The sequence below is a fragment of the Desulfitobacterium hafniense DCB-2 genome, assembly GCF_000021925.1.
Lineage (GTDB): Bacteria > Bacillota > Desulfitobacteriia > Desulfitobacteriales > Desulfitobacteriaceae > Desulfitobacterium > Desulfitobacterium hafniense.
This window is the reverse complement of record NC_011830.1, coordinates 4,281,669-4,301,584: the sequence shown is the minus strand read 5'-3', so window position 1 is coordinate 4,301,584 and position 19,916 is coordinate 4,281,669. Positions and strand designations below refer to the sequence as shown.

At 49.5% G+C, this 19,916-nt stretch carries 21 protein-coding genes, 2 riboswitches and 1 other annotated feature; of the genes, 20 read left to right on the top strand and 1 reads right to left on the bottom strand.

Annotated features, from left to right (window positions below):
- Positions 1 to 58 precede the first annotated feature (58 nt).
- From sigG to DHAF_RS20120, 20 genes are all read left to right on the top strand, one after another.
- Positions 59 to 832, top strand: a complete 774-nt coding sequence (gene sigG, locus DHAF_RS20215; protein WP_015944988.1) for an RNA polymerase sporulation sigma factor SigG — start codon at positions 59 to 61, stop codon at positions 830 to 832.
- A gap of 53 nt (positions 833 to 885) precedes the next feature.
- A complete protein-coding gene (locus tag DHAF_RS20210) occupies positions 886 to 1,158 on the top strand; it encodes a YlmC/YmxH family sporulation protein (protein ID WP_015944987.1) in 273 nt (90 codons plus the stop codon).
- A 176-nt stretch (positions 1,159 to 1,334) separates the two neighbouring features.
- Positions 1,335 to 2,153, top strand: coding sequence for a peptidoglycan editing factor PgeF (gene pgeF / locus DHAF_RS20205; RefSeq protein WP_015944986.1), 819 nt, complete (start codon positions 1,335 to 1,337; stop codon positions 2,151 to 2,153).
- A 2-nt stretch (positions 2,154 to 2,155) separates the two neighbouring features.
- The gene (locus DHAF_RS20200) at positions 2,156 to 2,839 is read left to right on the top strand and encodes a response regulator (protein WP_015944985.1); all 684 of its coding nucleotides are present in this window, start codon (positions 2,156 to 2,158) and stop codon (positions 2,837 to 2,839) included.
- Positions 2,840 to 2,842: 3 nt separating this feature from the next.
- Entirely contained in the window at positions 2,843 to 4,249 is a 1,407-nt protein-coding gene (locus tag DHAF_RS20195) for a sensor histidine kinase (RefSeq protein WP_015944984.1), read from the top strand.
- Entirely contained in the window at positions 4,215 to 5,213 is a 999-nt protein-coding gene (locus DHAF_RS20190) for an HlyD family efflux transporter periplasmic adaptor subunit (protein ID WP_015944983.1), read from the top strand. Before DHAF_RS20195 ends, DHAF_RS20190 begins: the two co-directional genes overlap by 35 nt.
- A 69-nt stretch (positions 5,214 to 5,282) precedes the next feature.
- Entirely contained in the window at positions 5,283 to 5,984 is a 702-nt protein-coding gene (locus tag DHAF_RS20185; RefSeq protein WP_015944982.1) for a YggS family pyridoxal phosphate-dependent enzyme, read from the top strand.
- 21 nt (positions 5,985 to 6,005) lie between these two features.
- Complete coding sequence (locus tag DHAF_RS20180; protein ID WP_015944981.1) at positions 6,006 to 6,455, top strand: cell division protein SepF; 450 nt, start codon at positions 6,006 to 6,008, stop codon at positions 6,453 to 6,455.
- 3 nt (positions 6,456 to 6,458) lie between these two features.
- Positions 6,459 to 6,746 carry a YggT family protein gene (locus DHAF_RS20175; RefSeq protein WP_011460681.1) on the top strand — a complete coding sequence of 96 codons (288 nt, stop codon included), beginning with the start codon at positions 6,459 to 6,461 and terminating at the stop codon, positions 6,744 to 6,746.
- Between the two features lie 11 nt (positions 6,747 to 6,757).
- A complete protein-coding gene (locus DHAF_RS20170) occupies positions 6,758 to 7,555 on the top strand; it encodes a YlmH family RNA-binding protein (protein WP_015944980.1) in 798 nt (265 codons plus the stop codon).
- A gap of 13 nt (positions 7,556 to 7,568) precedes the next feature.
- A complete protein-coding gene (locus DHAF_RS20165; RefSeq protein ID WP_015944979.1) occupies positions 7,569 to 8,027 on the top strand; it encodes a DivIVA domain-containing protein in 459 nt (152 codons plus the stop codon).
- A gap of 72 nt (positions 8,028 to 8,099) precedes the next feature.
- Entirely contained in the window at positions 8,100 to 8,567 is a 468-nt protein-coding gene (locus tag DHAF_RS20160) for a hypothetical protein (protein ID WP_015944978.1), read from the top strand.
- Positions 8,568 to 8,623: 56 nt separating this feature from the next.
- Positions 8,624 to 8,831: a binding site (T-box leader), on the top strand.
- 64 nt (positions 8,832 to 8,895) lie between these two features.
- The gene (ileS, locus tag DHAF_RS20155; protein WP_015944977.1) at positions 8,896 to 11,664 is read left to right on the top strand and encodes an isoleucine--tRNA ligase; all 2,769 of its coding nucleotides are present in this window, start codon (positions 8,896 to 8,898) and stop codon (positions 11,662 to 11,664) included.
- A 270-nt stretch (positions 11,665 to 11,934) separates the two neighbouring features.
- Positions 11,935 to 12,792, top strand: a complete 858-nt coding sequence (locus tag DHAF_RS26625) for a sugar diacid recognition domain-containing protein (protein ID WP_015944976.1) — start codon at positions 11,935 to 11,937, stop codon at positions 12,790 to 12,792.
- A 132-nt stretch (positions 12,793 to 12,924) separates the two neighbouring features.
- Positions 12,925 to 13,032: riboswitch (glycine riboswitch) on the top strand.
- A gap of 1 nt (position 13,033) precedes the next feature.
- Positions 13,034 to 13,117, top strand: a riboswitch (glycine riboswitch).
- A gap of 112 nt (positions 13,118 to 13,229) precedes the next feature.
- Positions 13,230 to 14,327 (top strand): glycine cleavage system aminomethyltransferase GcvT, encoded by a 1,098-nt coding sequence (gene gcvT / locus DHAF_RS20145; protein WP_005811336.1) that lies wholly within the window; start codon positions 13,230 to 13,232, stop codon positions 14,325 to 14,327.
- Between the two features lie 132 nt (positions 14,328 to 14,459).
- Positions 14,460 to 14,846, top strand: a complete 387-nt coding sequence (gene gcvH / locus DHAF_RS20140) for a glycine cleavage system protein GcvH (RefSeq protein ID WP_015944975.1) — start codon at positions 14,460 to 14,462, stop codon at positions 14,844 to 14,846.
- Positions 14,847 to 16,187 carry an aminomethyl-transferring glycine dehydrogenase subunit GcvPA gene (gene gcvPA, locus DHAF_RS20135; RefSeq protein ID WP_005811332.1) on the top strand — a complete coding sequence of 447 codons (1,341 nt, stop codon included), beginning with the start codon at positions 14,847 to 14,849 and terminating at the stop codon, positions 16,185 to 16,187.
- A complete protein-coding gene (gene gcvPB, locus DHAF_RS20130; RefSeq protein WP_015944974.1) occupies positions 16,184 to 17,647 on the top strand; it encodes an aminomethyl-transferring glycine dehydrogenase subunit GcvPB in 1,464 nt (487 codons plus the stop codon). Before gcvPA ends, gcvPB begins: the two co-directional genes overlap by 4 nt.
- 338 nt (positions 17,648 to 17,985) lie before the next feature.
- Entirely contained in the window at positions 17,986 to 18,195 is a 210-nt protein-coding gene (locus DHAF_RS20125) for a hypothetical protein (protein ID WP_015944973.1), read from the top strand.
- Positions 18,196 to 18,311: 116 nt separating this feature from the next.
- The gene (locus tag DHAF_RS20120; protein ID WP_015944972.1) at positions 18,312 to 18,890 is read left to right on the top strand and encodes a phosphate propanoyltransferase; all 579 of its coding nucleotides are present in this window, start codon (positions 18,312 to 18,314) and stop codon (positions 18,888 to 18,890) included.
- Between the two features lie 273 nt (positions 18,891 to 19,163).
- Here the strand turns inward: DHAF_RS20120 and DHAF_RS20115 are convergent, their stop codons facing one another.
- Complete coding sequence (locus DHAF_RS20115; RefSeq protein ID WP_015944970.1) at positions 19,164 to 19,817, bottom strand: L-2-amino-thiazoline-4-carboxylic acid hydrolase; 654 nt, start codon at positions 19,815 to 19,817, stop codon at positions 19,164 to 19,166.
- Between the last annotated feature and the right edge of the window lie 99 nt (positions 19,818 to 19,916).

Sequence of the window (19,916 nt, the reverse complement as noted above, 5' to 3'; positions counted from 1 at the left end):
GTTTCAATTCCAGCGGGCATACTCTTCCAAGATGAAAAATGGCTTGGAGGGTGCTCAAATGGCCTTAAACAAAGTAGAAATCTGTGGAGTGAACACCTCAAAATTGCCTGTTCTCAGTAGCGCAAAAATGAAGGAGTTATTTGTTGCCTATCAAAGCGGGGAAAAGGAAGCTCGGGAGAAGTTGATTTACGGTAACCTCCGCTTGGTGCTCAGTGTGATTCAGAGATTCACCAATCGTGGGGAGTATGTGGATGACCTCTTTCAGGTAGGTTGTATTGGCCTGATGAAGGCTATCGATAATTTTGATCTGAGCCAGAATGTAAAATTCTCGACCTACGCTGTCCCGATGATTATCGGAGAGATTCGCAGATATCTGCGGGATAATAATCCGATTCGGGTCAGCCGGTCTCTGCGGGATATCGCCTACAAAGCGCTGCAAGTCCGGGATCAGCTGGTCAATGAATGCTCCCGGGAACCAACGGTGTCGGAGATTGCGGATAAGCTGACTCTGCCCCGGGAAGAAGTGATTTTTGCTCTGGATGCTATTCAGGAACCCATCTCTCTTTTCGAGCCCATCTACCATGATGGGGGAGATCCTATTTTCGTTATGGACCAGATCGGGGATGAAAAGCATTCCGATAACAGCTGGCTGGAGGGAATTGCCGTACGGGAAGCCTTGCGGCGGCTGAGTGAACGGGAGAAGCTCATTTTGTCCCTGCGCTTTTTCCACGGCAAGACTCAGATGGAAGTAGCCGATGAGATCGGGATATCCCAAGCCCAGGTTTCCCGTTTGGAGAAGGCAGCCTTGGGGCATATGCGCAAGTATGTATGAGGTATAAACCTCTTCTCTCCGGAATATATATGGAGAGAGGGGAGGTATAATGGATGCGGATCTCTGAGCTGCGTTTATTGGATATAGTGAATATTAAAGACGGTCGCCGGTTGGGTCCGATTAAAGATCTGGATCTGGATCTGGAACGGGGTTCGATTAAGGAGATCGTAGTGCAGGGTGCCTCTCGAAGCTGGGGTTTCTTTGGGGGACGGACAGAGGATATTCTTGTTCCCTGGGAGCGGGTAAAAAAAATCGGGGTGGATGTCATTTTGGTTGATGCCACCGATTTGCCGGAATTCAATTCCCTGGTGGACGACCGGCGGTGATAGGTGCGACGTCTATAGAGATATGGAAAGTCTTTTGTTAAAAGATAGAGAAAGCCTTCTGAAGGGCAATACACCCCTCGGAAGGCTTTAAATCGTGTAAATAGGACCTTTGGGGAGTGCATCCACCCTAAACTTTATGGTATAGTTAAAGTCGAGAATCGTATGGGGGGAAACCGATGACTTGGAGTTGGCGTCAGGGAAAAAACCTAACCTATCTTACCATTCCCCGCTGGGAAGCGGCGGGACTTCAGATTGGGTTTTCCACACGCTGGGGAGGGGTAAGTCCGGCACCTTATGCCAGCTTAAACCTTGGACTCCATGTAGGGGATGAGCCTGATAAAGTACGGCTTAACCGTGATTTATGGTTTCAGGAATGGGATGCTGCTCCATCTCAGGTTGTGGTTGGGGAGCAGGTCCATGGAACCAGAATTCATCAAGTTCAGGAAGAGGACGGGGGACGAGGCAGCGAGTCCCTGGATAGTGCGATTGCCGGTGTCGATGGCCTGTATACCATGGAACACACCGGCTTGATGGCTTTTTTTGCAGATTGCGTTCCGGTGTTCTTTTATCATCCCGGCCTTCGAGCCGTTGGCATTGCTCATGCGGGATGGAAAGGAACAGCGGGGAAGATCGTGGGTGATATGCTGGAGGAATTCCGGCGCCTTGGCGGAGATCCCGGTGAAACCTGGGCGGCTATCGGACCAAGTATTGGCCCCTGCTGTTATGAAGTGGATGAACGGGTTATGGCTGAGTTTGCTAAAAATTTTACGCAGAGGCCTTTTTTAAAACCAAGCAGAAACGGACATGGGCTGCTGGACTTAAAGGCGGCCAATGCGATGGTATTGAGGGAAGCTGGGATACCCCGGGAAAGACTATGGGTAGCCCCGGAATGTACCGCCTGTCATACGGACTCCTTCTTTTCTCATCGCCGGGAGGGTCCGCAGACAGGACGGATGGCAGGCTGGATTCGCCGGCTGCCGGAAAAGGAGGAATAATCGTGGCCGTAATTTTGGTGGTTGATGACGAAGAACCAATTCAGGAGCTGCTCAAGTTTAATCTTGAGAAAGAAGGCTACCAGGTATTGATGGCGGCAGACGGGTCTGAAGCGTTGCGCATTCTTGAGGAAAAACAACCGGAGCTTGTGGTTCTTGACATTATGCTTCCCGGTATAAGCGGTCTGGAAGTATTGAATCAAATCCGCAAGACCCCCAAGTTTGTTGAACTGCCGGTCATTATGCTGACAGCAAAAGGGGAAGAGATTGATAAAGTATTGGGGCTGGAGATCGGCGCCGATGATTATATTACGAAGCCTTTCAGCCCCAGAGAGCTGATCGCCAGAATCCGGGCCAGGCTGAGGCGTCTCAAGCCTTCGGAGGAGAACAACGATATCCTTCGCCAGGATCTGCATATTGATTTGGACCGTTTCCGAGTATCCGTTCGGGGAGAGTACATAGAATTAACACCGAAAGAATTTGAACTGCTGCGTGTCCTGGCCACCTATCCCGGTAAAGTCTATACCCGGGATGAGCTCCTGGAACGAATCTGGGGATATGAATACGCAGGGGATACACGAACCGTGGATGTCCATGTACGGCATCTCAGGCAAAAGATTGAGAAAGACCCTTCAAATCCTGAATATATCGAAACATTGCGCGGTATCGGGTATCGTTTGAAAGGATAGAACATGAAGATTAAGTGGCTTATCTTAGGTCTTTATCTGCTGGTCAGCTCCTTTTCCATACTGCTTTTCTGGCTGGGTGCTCAAGTGCATACAGGGATTCGTTGGGATATCGATCCTTTGGCGACAGCGTTGGCGATTCTTCTTCCCGGGGGAATAATTTACTTCTTTGCTTTTCAATTTGAAAAGCGCATCCGCAGGATCAATGATGCCATTGCCGGGATTCTTGAAGAGGAGTTTCAGCCAGACTCTCTTCCTGAGGATGCTGATGAATTAGGAACTTTATCCAAGGCAATTGCCAATTTGGGTCAGCAAATCAATCTCAGCATGCTGAATAATCGACAAGAAGCTCAGAAGATTCAGGCCATTCTTGCCGGTATGCAGGAAGGGGTTATTTCCCTGGATCATGTGGGACGCATTGTCTTGCTCAACCGGGCGGCGGAAAGGCTTTTTGGCAGAGAGCAGGAGGCTGTCCGGGATAAGCACTTCAGTGAATTATGCGGGTTTGAGGAATTAGGAGACCTGGTGACTCAAGCTTTGGAAAAGGGCAGCTCCGGCCAAATCGAGCTGGCTACGAATTCGAAACTCATGATCCGGGCACAGGTCAGTCCCATAAGCGGGGAGAGGGCCCGTTCTCAGGGGGCAGTGATCGTCTGCTATGATATTACGGAAATTCGCCGTTTGGAGCTGCTCCGGACGGAGTTTGTCGGGAATGTATCCCATGAGCTGAGAACCCCGTTAACCTCGATCAAGGGATTTGTAGAGACTTTGCTGGATGGGGCTTCGGAAGTTCCTCATTTGCGGGAGCGTTTTTTAAATATCATCCATAAGGAGACCTTGCGTTTGCAGCGCTTGGTGGATGAGCTGCTGACACTTTCCCGGATCGAAAACCAACGGCAGGATGCGGGTCAGGGCATGAGCAAAGTTCAGGAAGCCTATGAGAAGATCCGCCCCGTGATTGAGCCTTATGCGGAAGCTAAGAAAGTCGAATTAGAGATTAAAATACCTAAGGATCTTCCGGAAGTTGCCATGGGCATAGATTTATTGAGCCAGGTACTCCTCAACCTTATGGAAAATGCTGTAAAATATACTGTGAAAGGTAAAGTGTGGCTCCATGCTTTTCATGACGACGGGAAGATTCTTTTAGAGTTCGGCGATACAGGGTGCGGGATTCCTAAAGAGGACCTGCCCCGCATCTTTGAACGTTTTTACCGGGTGGACAAAGCCCGCTCCCGGGAACAAGGAGGAACGGGGCTGGGTTTAAGCATTGTCAAGCATATCGTTGAAGGAGTCAAAGGAAAAATTACTGTGGCCTCTGAACCGGGTTCGGGCTCAGTATTTATCTGTGAATTACCAACCGGAAATGGAGTGGAGAGGAATGAAGAGGAGGAGCCCAAGGAGGGGAATTTATAAAGTTGTTCGGGTGTTTGGTGTCAGCGTTTTTCTTCTTCTTCTCTTGGGTTCGCTGGGATGGGTTTACCGTTCCAGCTTCCTGACAGGATCTCTTAAGGTTGAGATCGCCAGGCAAGGGAGTATTGACCATCTCCAGACTGTCGCGGCGGTTTTTGCCAATGAGGAAACCTTGCTTAAAGCACCTGGCGCAGGAACAACCGAGTTTCTGGTTCAGGAAGGAGAAAGAGTACGCAAGGGGGACCTGATCGCCAGGATTCATTCCGGAGGGGTGGTGCTGGGACAGGAGAATGCCGCTGCCGCCCATGACCTCTATGCCTCCAGCGGCGGTATCGTCTTTTCTGTCATCGATGGATTGGAAACGTATTTAACCCCTGAAAATCTCCTGGCCATGGATGTGGGTAAAATTCTTCAACCGACCCAGGAGCTATCCACAACTCAGGAAGCTCAGGAAGCTCAGGAGCCGTCCCCCCCTCAGAGCAGCGGGAGTGTGGCGGCAGGAAAAGTGATCGGTAAGATAGTCAACAATCTCAAACCTACGGTGGCGGTGCTCAAAGTTGAGCCTAAGGGGTATGAGGTAGGGAAAAGCGTTAAGCTGATCATTGATGATCAGAATTACAGTGCCAAGATTCTGCGCCTTCTGGATAATCCCCATGGTCTGGTCGTTCAATTTAACCAATATATCAATGGGACAAGCCAAAAGAGGCTCCAGGATATTTCCCTTGTGCAGAGACCTTCGGTCAGCGGGGTGCTTGTTCCTAAGAGCAGCTTGTGGAGTAAAGGGGAAGAGCAGGGGGTCTATGTGGTTAAGGAAGGGGCTATTCAGTACCGCAAAGTCAAGATTTTGGATCAAAATGACCAGGTCATTTGTGTTGAGAACCTGCCCCATGGAATTCCCGTCATCACTAATCCCCGAACGGGCATCGATGGGCTGATCATGAATATAAAAAATGTTTCTCAATCTTAACCTGTTCTGTGAAACAGGCAGGAAACGGGCCTTCTTTGTAGAATTGAAACAAGATGGACGGTGTAACAAATGGATATTTATGGAAGTTTATCTGCTGTGCGGCAGAGGATTCAGCAGGCTGCAGTGAAAAGCGGCCGGGATCCATCCGCAATCAAGCTGTTGGCAGTAAGTAAAACCATGAGTGCCGGGACGGTGCAAAGGGCATATGAAGCAGGACAGCGGTCTTTCGCCGAAAACAGGGTTCAGGAATGGCAGGATAAGGTAACACAGCTTCCGGCGGATTGCGAATGGCATCTCATTGGCCGTTTGCAAACCAATAAAGTGAAGTATCTGGATGAGAGGATCAATCTTATCCACTCTCTGGACAGGCTTAGCTTGTTAGAGACCTTAGAAAGCCAAGGAGCTCAGCGAAATATTATCTGGCCTACCCTCGTCCAGGTTAATATTGCCCGGGACTCACAAAAGGCAGGATTATTGGCCGAAGAAGTGGAGGATTTCCTGAGGGAGGCAGCGGGTTGTCAGCATATCCAGGTCTATGGATTGATGACCATCGGTGCCTTGGGTGCTTCCCCTGAGGATACTCAAGGTTTTTTCCGGGAGCTTCGTCTGCTCAAGGAGCGGCTTCAGCAGAAAAATCTGCCCCATGTGAACCTCAAAGAGCTATCTATGGGGATGAGTCAGGATTTTGGGTGGGCGATTCAGGAAGGGTCCACCATCATCCGGGTGGGAAGACAAATCTTTGGCGAACGAATAGATTTGAATCATGAGTGATGTTGAAGGAGGTCAATGACAATGGCTAAATTATTTGACAAAGTGATTGGTATTATGGGTTTTGCAGACGATGATTATGAGGAAGATTATTTCGAGGAAGAAGAGGAGAAAGAAGAAGTCCGGGAAGAGACCAGAGGGACCGGCAATCGCAAAGGGGCTCAGGTGGTCAGTATTCACACCCAAAAGCAAATCAAAGTGGTAGTGATGGAACCCCAGGCCTTTGAAGATTCGCAAAGCATCGCCGATCAATTGAGAAACCGCCGTCCTGTAATTGTTAATCTGGAAAATGCTGAACGCAATTTGGCAAAGCGGATTGTGGATTTTGTCAGCGGCGCTACCTATGCTTTAGGCGGAAATATGCAAAAAGTCGGCAACGGCATTTTCCTCTTTGTGCCTAATAATGTGGATATATCCGGAGAAATGAAGGATGATTTTAAAGAGAAAGGCTTCTTTTGGTCTCTCACTAAATAAGGAGTGATTATTATAATTTTTGTTTATCAAGTAGCGGATAAGGTGCTCCTGATTTTGATGTACGCCATCATTTTGCGTGCTTTGTTATCATGGATTCCCAATCTGCCTTACAATGCTTTTGTGCGCATCCTGCATGATATTACGGATCCCTTGATAAGGCCCTTTGAGCGTCTTCAATTTGGCGGGCCTGGTTTTGCCATTGGTTTGGCGCCGCTTATTGCCTATTTCGTGCTGATGCTGGTTCGCTCCATCTTGCTTCCTGGGATATTCAGCTTTTTGCTTCGTCTCTAAGGGTGGAAGGGATGGAATATCATATTGACCGCAGTGCCTTGAAATTCTGGACGGAGAAAGAGATGCGGCTGGAAGGGGCTCATTTGCTGGATTTATGCAATGAGGCCTTGGGTCAAGGTCAGCCGGTATGGACTCCTTTTCTGGGACAGGCGTTAGCTAATTGGTTGGAAGGCATCCTGCAGAGGGAAGGTCTTGCCTTTCGGTTGGAGGGTGGGTTTCCCGATGCAGAAAGGGTGCGCTTTCTGATGGTCGAAGATCCGGATGTTCTGGATAATGTCCCCAGCGAGATCCGTGCTTTGCAGGCAACCCCGGCTGATCCACGGGGCAAGCTGGATCATCGTCAGGTTTTAGGCTCCCTGATGGGTTTGGGGTTGAAGCGGGAAGTTATTGGGGATATACGTTTGACTGAACAGTGCTGCTTTGTGGCCGTTGCCCAGGAGATCGCCGATTTTCTTCTTAGTCAATGGGATAAGGCGGGGAGGGAACGGATTCGTGTGGAGGCTGTGGAGAAAGATGTGGAGATTCCCCTGGAACAGGGGAAAGAGCGGCGCATTACCGCAGCATCTTCCCGCATTGATGCGGTGGCTTCCAGCGGTTTTAATGTTTCCCGGACTATGTTCCAGGAGCTTATTCAGCAGGGGAAAGTTAAACGCAATGACCGGATGGTTGCCAAAGCGGATCTGGAAGTGAAACCTGGGGATATATTATCCTGCCGCGGTTATGGCCGTATGCGTTTGCTTGAGTTTCAAGAGACCCGCAAGGGGAGAATGGCATGGAACGTCATACTATATACACCTCATAAGCATTAAGAGGAGGATGATTATGGCATTAACTCCCATCGATATTCAAAATAAAGAGTTTCGCAAAGGGGTTCGGGGTTATAATACTGAAGAAGTAAATAAGTTTTTGGAAAGCATCAGCAAAGAATATGAGGGGGTCTATGCTGAGATTTTTGAACTGAGAGACAAAGTCCAGCGTCTTGAGGCGGAGTTAAAGCAGTATAAGCAGTTGGAGTCTACTTTGCAGCAGACCATGGTCCTGGCTCAACAGACCGCTGACGATGTGAAGCAAGCGGCACGGCATGAAGCTGAGCTGCTCTTAAAGGAAGCTGAACAAGAGAAGACAAAGCGTATGAGTGAGGCGCAGAAGAAACTGAATCAAGTAAACGATGAAATTGAAGATCTGCAAAAACGCCGGGAAATGATTCGTACCCAATTAAAGTCTTTCTTGCTTGCTCAGCTTGATTTAGCAGAAGCTTTTGACAAAGATCGTGTTTCTTGAATGCTTGCGAAACAATGAGTGATTGTGCTAGAATTAAATCTAGACATTTTTTGAAGGGGAAGAAGATTTCGCATGAAGAGTATTTTGTATTCGGAGCTTGGCTCCGACTTTCTTGTGCAGGGCTTGGGACTACACAAAGAGGAGCAGGGTTCTATCACAGGGAAGTTAGGACGCCACGAAATAGAGATTACCTCTTCGCCAAACTCTTTGAGGAATCAAGAGGAAGTGCAGGTCATCTATATTGGTAAAGCGGAACCTGGTCCTTATCGGGACGGAGACATCCTGATGTCTGGAAGCGATGATTTGCTGGATCGCGCCTTCCGTGCTCTTGATGATATGGAACAACGGGGTGTGGTCGTTGGTTTATCCTCTGCGGCGGACCCTCATCAACTGAGCTTGAACAGAGATGAACTCAATCAAACAACCCTGGCTTGGAAAGAGAAGAAGGTTCCCTTTCTTTGCTTATTTATGAGAGAGCCGGTTGGTTTAGAAGGTCAAGCCAAGCTGGTGACCATTATTCGTAAGGTTTTGAATGACTAAGCACCAATCCCTTTTGGGCATTATATTCTATAAGTAATAAGCAGAAATTTTTATATGAAACAGCGTTGATAAGGACTGTCCTTGTCTGGAGCCTCTAAAGCGAGCAGGAAGTGGTGAAAGCCTGTGAGGAAAAACAAGGAGTATCCCCTTAGAGTGAAGTGCAGAAATTAAGTAAGCCTTCCGTCCGGTCCCCGTTAAAGGACTTCCGAGTGGCCATAGCAATGGCAACAAGGGTGGTACCGCGAGTGATATCCCGTCCCTTTTTTGGGTGCGGGATTTTTTATATTCAGAAGAGCTAGCTTTATCGAAACAAGGAGGAATTATAACGATGGATTACCGGAATACATTGAATTTACCGGAAACGGACTTTCCGATGCGGGGAAACCTGCCCCAGCGGGAGCCGGAAATTTTGCAGAAATGGGAAGAAGAAGATATCTATGCTACGGTGCAAAAGGCCCGGGCAGGGCGGCCGAAATTTGTTCTTCACGATGGCCCTCCTTATGCCAATGGTGATATTCACCTTGGCCATGCTCTGAATAAAGTGATCAAAGACATTATCGTTAAATACAAAACCATGGCAGGGTTCGACGCCCCCTATGTTCCCGGCTGGGATACTCATGGTCTGCCCATCGAGCAACAGGTCATCAAGAAATTAGGGGTTAATCGCCATGCTGTTTCGGTGGTGGAATTCCGCCGGATGTGCAAAGAGTATGCCAAAAAATATATCAGCATTCAGAAAGAGCAGTTTAAGCGGTTAGGTGTGCGGGGAGATTGGCAGAATCCTTATTTAACCCTGGAGAAAGAGTATGAGGCTGCTCAAATCGGAGTCTTTGGTAAAATGGCCCGCAAGAAATACATCTATAAAGGCTTAAAGCCGGTCTACTGGTGTCCTTCTTGTGAAACGGCTTTGGCGGAAGCGGAGATCGAGTATGCTGAGAAGACCTCCCATGCCATCTATGTCAAGTTCCCCGTTAAGGAAGGAAAAGGGGTCCTTACTGATGAAAACACTTTTGTCATCATCTGGACCACTACCCCTTGGACTTTGCCTGCCAACCTGGCCATTACCCTGCATGAAGAGTTCAGCTATGTCCAGGTGCAGGTGGAGAAGGAGCATTGGCTGGTTGCTGAAGGGATGCTGGAGAGCCTGCGTTCCCTTTGGAACCTTGAACTCCCCGTGGAAAAGCGTTTCGTAGGCAAAGAGCTGGAAGGTGTTATCTGTAAGCATCCTTTCATCGAGCGGGATTCTGTACTCATTCTGGGAGAGCATGTTACCCTGGAAGCAGGAACAGGCTGTGTTCATACCGCTCCCGGACATGGGGAAGAAGACTTTAATGTGGGTAAAAAATATGGGCTGCCTGTGCTTTGCCCTGTGGATCATCAAGGGAAGTTTACCGCTGAGGGCGGGGCCTATGCAGGCATGAAAGTGGACAAAGCGAACCCGGTGATCATTGAAGATCTTAAGAATCTCCACGCCTTGGTTCATGAGGATAAAATAAAGCATAGCTATGCTCATTGCTGGCGTTGCAATAACCCCATTATCTATCGGGCCACAGAGCAATGGTTTGCTTCCATCGATGGCTTCCGCAAAGCGGCCCTGGAGGAAATCGACAAGGTGCAATGGATTCCTTCCTGGGGCAAGGACCGTATTTATAACATGATAGCTGATCGGGGAGACTGGTGCATTTCCCGGCAACGGACCTGGGGGGTTCCCATTCCCATTTTCTACTGTGAGGATTGCGGGAAAGAGATCATTAGCGATGAGACCATTGCCAAGGTTCAGGAGATCTTCCGTGAGGAAGGGTCTGACGCCTGGTTTCTCCGTCCCGCCGCCGAACTTTTGCCGGAAGGATTCACCTGTGCCTGCGGTGGTAAGTCTTTCCGCAAAGAGACAGATATCATGGATGTTTGGTTCGACTCCGGAACCAGCCATACCAGCGTCTTGATGGAACGGAAGGAGCTCGCCTGGCCCGCCGACCTCTATATGGAAGGATCGGACCAACACCGGGGCTGGTTTAACTCCTCCTTGTCCACATCGGTAGCCGCTTATGGAAAAGCTCCTTATAAGGCAGTTCTGACTCATGGTTTCCTGGTGGACGAAAAAGGACGCAAAATGTCTAAGTCCCTGGGCAATGGAGTGGACCCCCTGCAGGTAACGAAGGAGATGGGGGCGGATATCTTAAGACTCTGGGTGTGCGCCGCCGATTATAAGAACGATGTGGCGGTATCACCGCGGATTATGAAGCAAATGTCCGAAGCCTATCGCAAGATCCGCAACACCTTAAGATTCCTGCTGAGCAATCTCAATGATTTTGATCCGGCCAAGGACCGGGTGGCTTACAAGGATTTGCCGGAGATTGACCGTTGGGCTCTGCTGCAGCTGGGCAAAGTGACTCAGCGGGTATTGCAGGGGTACGAGAAGTACGAATTCCACTGGGTTTATCATTCGGTGCATAACTTCTGCGCTGTGGAACTAAGCGCCATTTACCTGGATATCGTGAAAGATCGGCTTTATGTGGAAGGAAAGAATTCCACTCTGCGCCGCGCCTCTCAGACCGTGCTCTACGATGTTCTCAATGCCCTGGTACGCTTGATGGCGCCGGTGCTGACCTATACGGCGGATGAGATTTGGCCTTATGTCCCAGGGGTGCCCGCTGGTTCCCATGTCCAAACTGAGGAAATGCCCGAGGCCCTTCCGCAATGGCTGGATGAAGCGCTGGAGAAAAAATGGGATACTCTGTTGGCGGTCCGCTCCGAGGTAACAAAAGCCTTGGAAAAAGCCCGTCAGGATAAATTGATCAACCATCCTTTGACAGCTCAGGTAGACCTGTATCCCAATGCTGAGCTGGAAGGATTCTTAAGAGGTATTCCCAATCTGTCGGAAATCTTCATCGTCTCGGCAGTTCAGCTCCATAGTGCAGGCGAAGAGAAGCCTGAGGGCCTGAGCATGGCAGAAGACCTGGCTGGTTTCGGTATAGCCGTGAACTCGGCGGCAGGAGAAAAATGCGAGCGCTGCTGGATTTACGATACAGGAGTTGGGGAGAATCAGGAGCATCCCACCCTCTGCCCCCGCTGTGCCTCTGTTGTAAGCCATCTCTAAAAAATAGCATTTCTTCAATATTTCCATTAAATAAGACTTGGGCGGTACCATCTGCTCAAGTCTTGTTTAATGTATCTAAAACGATAACGTTTATTATTAAGGGCAAATCCATGGACAATAGTTTGAATACTTAGTATTATATTTAGTGATGAAAACCAGTGGATTTATTTGTCTAATTTTTAGGATCAGGTACTAAATTGCACTTGATTTTCTTCTGGGATTTTGAATTAAATGCTCAAATTAAGACCTGCAGAGGTGGGAGTGAAGAGAATGAGGCTTACAGAAAGTCTGGCCAACCGGATTGTGGATTTGATTTATACCGAAAGTGGGTTTCATGGCATTGTTTGTGACGCTACGGGGACCATTATCGCCGATTCGGCTAAACAGCGGGTTGGCATTGCCCATGCGGGTGCACACCGCATCATGACGACCTCTATCCAAGACATTAAAATCACTGCGGAAGATGAAATGAATTCTCAGGGAAAACAACGGGAAGGCATGAACATTGCCATTGTCCTCGAGGGGGAAAAGCTGGGGACCTTTGGCGTGGCCGGCCCTTTGGATAGCGTTAGTCCTGTAGCGAAGGTCACAGCGGCGATGATTGCTTTTTTACTCCGGGATGAGGAGCTGAAAGAGGTTCTCAAGGCTCATGTGGAGAGGATGGGAGAGGCTCTGGAACAAGCGGCTGGGGCTATCCAGGAAATGGCGGCTTCTTCGGAAGAGGTGGCGGGGGTGAGCCAGACTGTGGCTACGGTAGCCCAGAATGCCAAAGAGCATGTTAAGGCCACGGAAGGTGTCACCGAATTCATTCGCCGGGTGTCGAAGCAGACCAATCTTTTAGGGCTTAATGCGGCCATTGAAGCGGCCCGTGCCGGAGAACAAGGAAAAGGATTCTCGGTAGTGGCGGGAGAAGTGCGCAAGCTGGCCGATGAAAGCAACCGTTCAGCCAATGAAATCAATAATTTGCTGAGCACCTTTCAGGATACCATGGAAGAGATCGCCAATGGGGTGTTTCAAAACAATGTCATAGCTCAAGAACAAGCTAAGGCCACTCAGGAGATTGCTCAGATGGTGGAGGAGCTGCAGCAGGTCGGCACTGAATTAAACGAGCTGGCCCACAAGCTGTAAGAAATAATCATTGTACATTTAATTATTTCATAGAAATGGGATATTTGTGTAGACGAAAATCGGTTTGCTGACTATAATAAAAGCAGGTAAATATAGTCAATCTATATCAGGTAAAAATACATATGGCTTCGAATGATTCCAGTAGGAGAGACTCGACATCCTGAGCGCCGAAGGAGAAACTTCCTGAATGTCGCCTGTTCAGAAAGGGAAACTCTCAGGCAAAAGTACTGCTGGAAGACGAAACTCTGGAGAGCTTCTCAGCGGAGAACACCAAAGGGGTAGCCCGCAAGCAAAGGGTAAATCTCTCAGGTCAAAGGACAGAGGTAGCGCGACGTGCTATTCTCTGTTTTTTATTTTACCCATTTCTTTATTTTCCCTATGTTCAATAATGTTTTTTCCGGTTTTGGTTAATACTCAATTCTAGGGAGGTGTCCTAAGTGACGGAACTAAAAAGAACACCACTGTATGAGCAGCACCGCCGGGCCGGTGCGAAGCTCATTGATTTCGGCGGCTGGGAAATGCCGGTTCAATACGCCGGAGTCATTGAGGAGCACAAGGCCGTGCGCAGCAAAGCGGGGCTTTTTGATGTCTCTCATATGGGTGAGGTGGAGTTGAAGGGAAAGGATAGCCTTGCTTTTTTGCAGTACCTATTGACCAATGATGTGTCGCGAATTCAGGATAACCAGATTCAGTATTCCCCCATGTGCACCTCTGCTGGGGGTGTGGTGGATGATCTGCTGGTCTATCGTTATAGCCGGGAGCATTTTTTGCTGGTGGTCAATGCCTCCAATACGGATAAGGATTTTGCCTGGATGCAGGCTCAAGCTGAGGGCTTCGAAATAAGTCTGGAAAATCGCTCCGGGGACTTTGCCCAATTGGCTTTGCAAGGCCCTTGGGCGGAGAAAATCCTGCAAAAGCTGACAAGTATGGATTTAGCACAGATCAACTACTATTGGTTTAAGCATGGGGAAGTGGACGGAGTCCTTTGCCTGATTTCCAGGACAGGTTATACCGGGGAAGACGGCTTTGAAATTTACCTGCCTCCCGAGCATGCTCCCCGGATGTGGGAAAGAATTCTCGAGGTTGGAGGGTCGGAGGGAGTTCAGCCCATTGGTCTGGGCGCCCGGGATACTCTCCGTTTTGAAGCCAGGCTGCCTTTATACGGCAATGAACTGGGGCCGGATATCACACCTTTGGAGGCCGGGCTAGGGTTTTTTGTCAAGCTGGAGAAGGATAACTTTATCGGTAAAGAGGCGTTATCAGCCCAGAAGGAAAAGGGAGTGCCGAGAAAGTTGGTAGGCCTGGAAATGATCGAACGGGGCATAGCCCGCTCCCATTATCCCCTTCAGAAAGAGGGTAAAGAAATCGGCTTTATTACTTCAGGTTCTTTTTCACCTACTTTAAACAAAAACATTGCCCTTGGCTTGATTCCCCCGGAGTATGCTCAAATAGGGGAAACCTTGGATGTGATCATTCGTGGGAAAGCCGTTAAAGCCCGGATTATTCCTTCACTGTTCTACAAACGGCAGGGGTAAAGCGGTGCGAAAATCGTCCTCGCCGGGCAAGGCAGGTTTTAAGTGCTGCAGAGCACTGGGGATGTTAAAAAACACGATTAAATGGGGTTAGGGACCTGTTCCTTTTCCCCGCAAAATAAGGAGGATGATAGTATGAATCCAGTAGAATTAAAGTACAGCAAATCTCATGAGTGGGCTAAGGTCGAAGGAAATACTGTGACTTTGGGGATTACGGCTCACGCTCAGGACAGCTTAGGAGATGTGGTCTTTGTGGAGCTGCCTGATAACGATACCACGGTGGTGGCCGGGGAGGCCTTTGGAACCGTTGAATCCGTCAAGGCCGTGTCGGATATGATTGCTCCGGTCAGCGGCAAGGTTATCGATTATAATCAAGAGGTGCTGGATTCTCCGGAACTTCTCAATGATGATCCTTATGGTGAGGGATGGCTGATTAAGGTGGAAGTGGATGATCTGACGGTATTGGATGAACTCTTATCAGCCGCGGAATATGAGGCGTTTCTTGCGGAGGAGGGCCAATAAATGAATTATGTGCCGAACACGGTGGACCAGCAGGAACAGATCCTCACCCGGATTGGCGTGGGCTCCCTTGAAGAGCTTTTTGCGGATATCCCGGAAAGCGTTCGGCGCCAGGCCCAATTGAAGATTCGGGAAGGGCTGTCTGAGCTGGAACTGGTAAAATATATGGGCAGGCTGGCTGCAGAGAATAAAACGGTGGAAGAGTATACCTCTTATCTGGGAGCGGGGGCTTATGAGCATTTTATCCCCAGCTATGTGGATCAGCTCTTGCTGCGCTCGGAGTTCTATACGGCCTATACCCCTTATCAACCGGAGATCAGCCAAGGGACCTTGCAGGCCATCTATGAGTTCCAGACCCTTGTCTGTGAGCTGACCGGAATGGACGGGGCCAATGCTTCCATGTATGATGGGGCATCGGCCCTCGCCGAAGCAGCTTTAATGAGCTGTGACGCCACCCGGAGAAAGAAAGTCCTGGTGCCTCAAACGATTCATCCGGAATACCGGGAGGTCCTCCGGACCTATCTGCTTCCCCGGGGGGTGGAAATCCTGGAGATCCCTTATCAGGAGGGAGCTGTAGACTCTGAGGCTTTAGAAAAAGCATTGAATACCGAGGTGGCGGCGGTTCTGATCCAAAGCCCTAATTTCTTCGGTATGATCGAAAAAGCTGTAGAGATCGGCCAAATGGCTCATGCCAAGGGCGGACTGCTGGTGATGGCGGTTAATCCGGTGTCTTTGGGATTGCTTAAATCTCCCGGGGAGCTGGGGGCGGATATCGTGGTCGGCGAGGGTCAGCCCTTTGGCAATCCCCTGAACTTCGGCGGTCCCTATCTGGGGTTTCTGGCTTGCCGGGAAAAATATGTACGCCGGATGCCGGGGCGGATCGTAGGCGCCACCAAAGATAAAAACGGCAAGAAGGGCTATGTGCTCACTCTGCAAGCCCGGGAACAGCATATCCGCCGGGAAAAGGCAGCCTCCAATATCTGTTCTAACGAGGCCCTTTGTGCCCTGGCTTTTACCATTCATCTCTCGGGATTGGGAAAACGGGGATTAAAGGAGATGGCCAGGCTTAATCTGCAGAAGGCCCATTACGGGGCTGAGGAGATTGGCAAGCTTCCCGGCATGAGCCTTGCTTTCCAAGGTCCTTTCTTCCATGAATTTGTGATCAAGACTGAGGTCAGTCCCCGCAAAATCAATGAAGCTCTTTTAAGCCATAAGATCATCGGCGGTCTGGAGCTTTCCCGCTTCTACCCTGAGCTGGATCAGCATCTTCTCTTCTGCGTAACGGAAACCAAGACCAAGGAAGATATTGACAGGCTGGTGGCCGGAATGGGGGAGATAAAATGAGAGCCTTGGAACCGCTGATTTTTGAACTAAGCAGGGAAGGGAGAACAGGGGTAAGCCTGCCCTCCTGCGATGTGCCGGAAATTCCTCTCGAGGATCTGATTCCTCAAGAGTTTTTAAGAGATAAGGAACCTGAACTGCCGGAAGTTTCCGAGGTGGATGTGGTCCGTCACTTCACCCGGCTCTCTTCCTTCAATCATGGAGTGGATACGGGTTTCTATCCTTTAGGCTCCTGCACCATGAAATATAACCCTAAGGTTAATGAGAAACTGGCCCGCTTGCCGGGCTTCAGTCAGATTCATCCCTATCAGCCGGAAGAATTAACTCAGGGTGCCCTGGGTTTGATGGTTGAACTCCAGGAGGAACTTGCCGAGATTACCGGCATGGATGCCTTTACATTACAGCCCGCTGCCGGTGCCCATGGGGAGATGACCGGGATTCTGATCATCAAGGCCTACCATGACCACCGTCAGGATGTTAAGCGCAGGAAGGTTATTGTTCCCGATTCCGCTCATGGGACCAACCCGGCCACAGGGGCCATGGCCGGCTATGACATTGTTCAGGTGCCCAGCAATGAGCGGGGAGGGGTGGACATCGAGGCCTTGCGCCAGGTGGCCAATGATGAAGTGGCTGCCTTGATGCTGACCAACCCTAACACTCTGGGATTATTTGATGAAAACATCCTGGAAATCGCTGAAATCATCCACTCTGTGGGGGGCCTGATCTATTATGATGGAGCCAACGCCAATGCCATTATGGGAATAGCCCGCCCCGGGGATATGGGCTTTGATGTGGTGCATCTTAATCTGCACAAGACCTTCTCCACTCCCCATGGCGGCGGGGGCCCAGGGTCAGGCCCGGTAGGGGTGAAGGAATTCCTCGCTCCCTATCTGCCTAAACCCGTGGCAATCCGGACCCCTGAGGGCCGTTACTCATGGGATGAGGACCGTCCGCTCTCCATTGGCCGGGTAAGAGCTTTTCAGGCTAATTTCGGAGTCCTGGTAAAGGCCTATGCCTATATCCGGGCCTTAGGCGGAGAAGGGCTGAAAGCCGCCTCTCAAAATGCCGTCCTCAACGCCAACTTCCTGATGAGCATCCTGAAAGAGCATTATCACCTGCCCTATGACCGGGTGTGCATGCATGAGTTTATCATCACTCCCAAAAATCTCAAGAACTATGGCATCCATACCTTGGATATTGCCAAGCGGCTTCTGGATTATGGCTACCATCCCCCGACGATCTACTTCCCCCTCATTGTGGAAGAGGCCATGATGATCGAGCCTACAGAGACTGAGAGCCTGGAAACTCTGGAGCAATTTGCCCGAGTGATGATCCAAATCGCTGAAGAAGTGAAGCAGGACGCGGAAATGGTGAAAAATGCCCCCCATGATACCCTGGTAACCCGTTTGGATGAAACAGGGGCTGCCCGCAAACCCGATCTGCGCTGGCGGAAACCGCAGTAAGGGCTTTGTCGCCATAGCAGCAGCCATTAGTGAGTAATCAGAAGGCTATGATTAGTAAAAAGATCTCCCTGCCGTTTTTTTGGCGGGAGATCTTTCGATACTTTTTTGGGGGCATCTTCAAGGCCTCTCTTAGCTCCCATAGCCTTTCCCAAGACACCCGACCATGCCGCTTAAGCGGCGTCGGTAAAGACGGAAAAAGCTGCTTGGATCGGTAACTTATCCTACAAAACCTTGCATGCACAAACCCGAAAAGCAGCCCAAGGATTTTGCTTTATGAAAGGAAGCGAATTTAAGCGAGCGGAAACAAAACTTCGCGAAAAGCATGCAGCGGAGAAAGGTTGGAAACAGGACGTTTCCAACCCGCCATTGAGCAGGAGCGATTTGGCGGGGTACCTTTCGGAGCGGAGGGCTTGAGCGGTAGTTTTGTCCGCGCAGCTTATGGAGCGACTGGTGTAAAGCAAAATCCTGGAGACTCGGCTTTCGCCTCTCTTCCAGAACAACATGTAATGCCCCAAGCAGCTTTAGGAAAGGCTAAGAAAACCCTTTAAAAAACCCTTAAGCCAAAGTAACAATTTTCAGATACAGATTTTTGCCGAATTGTGGAGTATAATTAATCAATGTGCATACGAGAAGCTTGCAAAATCTAAACCAGGAGGTTATTATAATGCAAACCTTTAAAGTTCCCGTAGGAATTTCCAATCGCCATGTTCATCTCTCTGAAGAACATATTGAAATTTTATTTGGTGCCGGACATCAGTTGACCCGGACCAAGGATTTATCCCAGCCCGGTCAATTCGCCTGTGAAGAAACGGTAACCCTGGTGGGGCCAAAGGGCACCATGGCCAATATCCGGGTGCTGGGACCTGCCCGCAAAGCAACCCAGGTGGAATTGGCAGCCACGGACACCTTTAAGCTTGGCGTCAAACCCCCGGTCCGGGATTCGGGAGATCTTTCCGAAACGCCTGGTTTGGAGCTGGTTGGCCCTGCCGGAAAAGTGCAGATCGAAGCCGGAACCATTATTGCTGCCCGCCATATTCATATGACTCCGCAAGATGCTGAAAAATACGGTTTAAAAGATGGAGATCATGTCAAGGTCCAAGTCACCGGGCCACGGGCCGGGGTCTTTGAACGGGTATTGATTCGGGTAAACCCCAATTATGCGCTGGATATGCATGTGGATACGGACGAAGGCAATGCCTTTGGTTTAAAAAATGGGGATTTGCTGGACGTTATTATCGAGTAAGAACTCACTCGGCATCCCCATTGGTAATGAGGCAATAGGGATGCTGTACGTATACTATTCGAATGAGAACAACGCTAATAAAATAAACCTGTCACAGGAAGAGGAGTTTCTTGTCCTGGGACGGGTTTTTTTACAATAAAACGCTATGCGTTCCGGTGGTCGTGTATGAAGCGGAAATAGAAAATCCTTTGCTTGCGAACCGCCGCCCGGAGGGAAAATTGTTTTGCTGATCACGTACGGCGAGGAGCTGGTGAAGAGGTGCTGCACGCATCTTTACCGGCTCGGGGGATGACGGACATTCGTTTTTTTTACAACATGAAATCTGCATACATCATCGCCGTCGGCCAGCGTTTGGGTGCGAATCAGATTCGCTCCCATTTGGTCATAGGTAATAAAATCAATGTTACAGATATATTTTACGAGAGCAAAGCAGTCTTCGCGTTTTCCAAGCTCGCATATGGCGCACTGACGAAACGTGGTGATGTGCTCGTCCGGACCTTTTATTTCATGTGTAAAGACCCAATCCGTACTGTATTCCCGTTTCTGCGAACGCTCCGCGGCGATGGTTTTTTGGCGCATCATTTTTTCGGAAAAGGCATCCTTTTGGGAATAGGATTTGAGCAAGAACGGTGTATGTGCCGCATGATCTGTCATTTCCCCGAACATTTGCTCGCTGATGGTGCCGTTCGCTGCCTTATAAACCGCAAAAAACATCGCAGCCATGATAAGACCTGAGCGGAAAATGTTATCCTTACCGCCCACCGAAGGGGTTCTGAGCAGCATTTCCCGATATTCCTTCTTCGCTTTTCTGCGGATCAAAGCTGTTTTTTCTTTTCCCAGGATGCCGGTAAGATAGCCGAAAACCCTTTTACTAAACATAAGAAACAAAATTCTTGCCTGCATATCATAGGTGAAGGTTTCTTTCATTGCCGTTCCTCTCCTCATCTCACGTTAATGAAGCGCCAGTCCGTTGACAAAAATCTTTCCTTTGCGCTCCCTGCCGGAAAGCTTGTCGCCGGCTTCCCC